The 3,728-nt window shown below is 50.0% G+C and carries 2 protein-coding genes; both read left to right on the top strand.

The features are described 5' to 3' along the window. Positions 1-1,493 precede the first annotated feature (1,493 nt). Positions 1,494-2,945, top strand: coding sequence for a hypothetical protein (locus tag PSV43_RS15615; RefSeq protein ID WP_300199199.1), 1,452 nt, complete (start codon positions 1,494-1,496; stop codon positions 2,943-2,945). Between the two features lie 114 nt (positions 2,946-3,059). Next, positions 3,060-3,728, top strand: a 669-nt coding sequence (locus PSV43_RS15620) for a hypothetical protein (protein WP_300199202.1), incomplete at its 3' end; no start/stop codon positions are given.

The raw sequence follows: 3,728 nt of genomic DNA on the forward strand, positions 1-3,728 counted from the left end.
GGCCTCTGTGGTGAGATGTTTGGAGGATCGGTGATGGGCGAGGGTGCTGTGTGTGTGAGGGGCAGATTTGATTTTTTACCACGGAGTCCAAGCCGAGGGCACAGAGGGGCTGAACTGTCCGGAACTCTGATTCATATCTCTGTGATTCTCTGTGGCCTCTGTGGTGAGATGTTTGGAGGATCAGCGAGGGGCGAGGGGCTGCAGGGAGAAGAGTTTTAACCGCTGATATGACGCTGATCAGACGCTGATAAAGGCATTGGAAGTCCCGGATTTGATTTCACCACAGAGGCCGAGCCGAGGGGCACGGAGGCCGGAGGTTTTGAACCAGTCATCGGACACTTATAAGACACTCATAAAGGCATCCGGATTTTGCACCGCAGAGATGGGAACGCCGCAGAGATTTGATTTTGAATCTGTTCTCTCTGGGGTCGGACGGGACAGGGGGGCGAAGGAGGCACTGAGGTTGATGGAAGTGATTTTGATTTCACCACAGAGGCCGAGCCGAGGGCACAGAGGGTCTGATGCGGGGATTCGCCAGAATGGATCAACCACGGAGCCGAGCGAAGCGAGACAGACGACTGAAAGGAGCCCGGAGGGTGAGCGGAGCGAATCAATCCACTGAATACACGGAACCGGAATGGAAGGGACGAGGCAGCGGGGGAAAGAGGCTTTGGGACGTGCGTTTTTGCCGCAGAGGGGCGGAGAGGCAGAGGGAGCAGAGATTTTTAACCACGGATGACACGACCTGCACGGATCAGAGGAACGTCATGGCTGAAGGTTCTTTGCGCGGCAGAGATGAGATGGGTTGAAGCTGTTCTCGCTGGGGGGCGGACGGGACGGCGGGGAAATGCCGCCGGAGTGGATCAACCACGGAGCCGAGCGAAGCGAACCGGAGCGAAGCGTCGATAGCCGAAGGCAACGCAGACGACTGAAAGGAGCCCGGAGGGTGAGCGGAGCGAATCAATACACTGAATACACGGAGCCGAACGAAGTGAACCGGAGCGCAGCGCAGATAGCCGAAGGCAACGCAGACAGCCGAAGGCTGCCCGCAGGGCAAGCGCAGCGCAGTCAACCCGGATGGGAGAGCGGGCCCCCGTTCTTCGCTATCCATCCTTCGCTAAAGCTTCCTTCTTCGTCCTACGGGCTACGAAGGACACGACGGAGGACTGGAGAGCTTCGAAGGGCAAGATGGAATCTTGGAGGCGCTGGTTTTGGATGTTGAGGTGATCCAGGGACGTGAAGGAGAATCGAGTGGCTTGGCTGTGGTTAGAGGACTTGCTGCGCCAAAGGCTCGTCACTGACTTTCTCAAGTATTTTGCACCCCGACCCCAGTTCAAGCTGAAAAAAGCGATCTTCTCCCTCGTATTCATGTCGCCTGACCCAATTTTGTCAGGAGGAGAGCAAGCGGTAAAGCGCTGAACGGCTTGATAAAAATTTGATTTGGTCAGCCTAGGAAAGTTGGCTACAAAAGAAATGTTACAATATTTTTTATTATGTCAATTATCCTCCCACCGCTATTCGAACAAAAACTTACAGGCCAAGATCGGGAAAAAGGGATTGTTTATTACGCCTTGGCTACTTTTAGCGAGTGGTTTGGATCAAGTGGCACACCGCCATTTTTCAAAGACTATACGGATCACGGGGAGAAGCACATTAGCAGTGTTCTTGCCACATCGGCAGCAATGATTCCGAAAGATGCGGCTGAGGTGTTTTCCGCAGCTGATACAACGATATTCGTGTTGGCCACATTGTTGCACGATTCGGCATTGCATATTGCAGAACCTGGTTTCTATCAGCTTATCAAAGGTGAATCCAGAAATCAGCTTATCAGAGATATGGACGCTGAGTCATGGCCCTCGCTGTGGAATGACTTTCTATTTTCGGCACGGCGATGGAGTAATGATAAACTCGCTGATGTGTTTGGGATCGAATTTGTGAGTGAAGGGCATTCAGTTAGTGATCCGTTCCTTCGTTGGAATAATCTTACAGCTGCAGATTATAAACTTGTCGGTGAATTTATCCGCAAACATCACCCGAGGCTTGCTCATGAATTTGCTGTTTATGGAGTTCCCGGTACGAAATATAAATTTCTTCGTTTACCCGATAGTCTATCCAGCGACTGGATAGACTTGGCAGGAATAGTCGCACGAAGTCATGGAATGCCACTCAGGGTTTGCCTCGATTACCTGGCAAAAAGGTATCAAGCTCGTGATTACCAAGGAATTCATTCCGTTTATTTAATGACTTTGCTTCGGCTTGCAGACTACCTGCAGATCGAAGCGACGCGGGCTCCTGAGATCGTCTTCAAATACCGAGTTATAACAAGCCGTGTATCGAGCCTTGAATGGCGAGCGCACCAGGCAATCAAAAATATTACACCCGAAAATGAAGATCCGGAATCCGTGGAAATTAGAGCCGAGCCTTTAGATGTAGATACTTTTTTACGCCTTCGCGAATGGCTTGATGGCATTCAATTAGAACTCGACATGTCTTGGGCGGTGCTTGGTGAAGTGTATGGCCGCTACCCGAAACTGCGCCCACTTGGGTTAGAATGGAGGCGGGTTCGGTCAAATCTAGATAATGTCCCTGAATTCTCAAAAACAGTAAGCTATCTCCCCCGAAGAATTAGGGCAGAAGTGGCTAGAGCGGAGCTTTTGAGTTTGCTGATCCGACCGCTTTATGGAGATGACCCTTCATTCGGCGTTCGGGAACTCATGCAGAACGCTGTTGATGCGGTTCGAGAACGAGAATATTTTCAACAACAATATCCAGAGTACGCTAATGTTAGCTTTCGCCCACAGGAAGCAGATGTGTTGATAGAACTTAGCGAATTTGATGAGAAAAGCCAATCAGCCTGGATGGAGTTTTCTGACAAAGGCATTGGCATGACAGAAAAAGTTATTACTGATTACTTTCTGACGGCAGGGGCTTCATATCGTCATTAAGACCACTGGCAACGAACCTTTGAGCGTAGCGACTTGCCAGCCGATGCGAGCCGTCCACGTGCGCAGGTTGTTCGCACGGGCCGATTCGGCGTCGGAGCACTTGCGGCCTTCCTCTTGAGTGACGAAATCGAAGTCGAGACTCGTCATATCGCTTCGGATGATGGTTTTTGTTTTAGAATGTGCCTGACACAAGAAGCTGTTCAGGTTGAGCGCATCGAGAGTCTACATGTAGGAACCCGAATTCGAGTCCGTGTTAATCATGCGGTCTTACAAAAGTTGAGAAAACCTGCCGAAACCACTACAAAGCCCAGTTTCTGGGATTGGTATAAGCTAGACCACCCTGTGGTGCATCGAGTGACGGGAGGTTATTTACGCCCACAAAAATCAACTATTGATCTGTCGAAATGGCAAATCGCGCCTAGCGAGGTACCTATGACGATTCACTGGTCGTACAACTATAATTCACCCGCACTGACATGTAATGGAATTTTCGTAACTAGTGCTGCATCTGTTCCGGAAATATTACCCTCGCACTGCGGGCTAAAAGACTGGGGAGGGAAGTATCGAGTTAGAACACCTCGTTTGCATATTACCGACCCTGATGGCCACTTGGCCTTGGGACTAACGCGCAAAGAGGTTGTAACTGAAGAGTACGGATTTGAAAACTCATTAGTCAGTAACATTATGAGTAGCTTTTTTGCTCTGCTACTTGTTAAGTTTCCAGAATCATTTGATGCTAAAACGATTTTGAATCTGGTCAAGCTTTCGCCTTTTGCTAAAGAT

The organism is Prosthecobacter sp. (genome assembly GCF_029946185.1).
GTDB lineage: Bacteria > Verrucomicrobiota > Verrucomicrobiia > Verrucomicrobiales > Verrucomicrobiaceae > Prosthecobacter.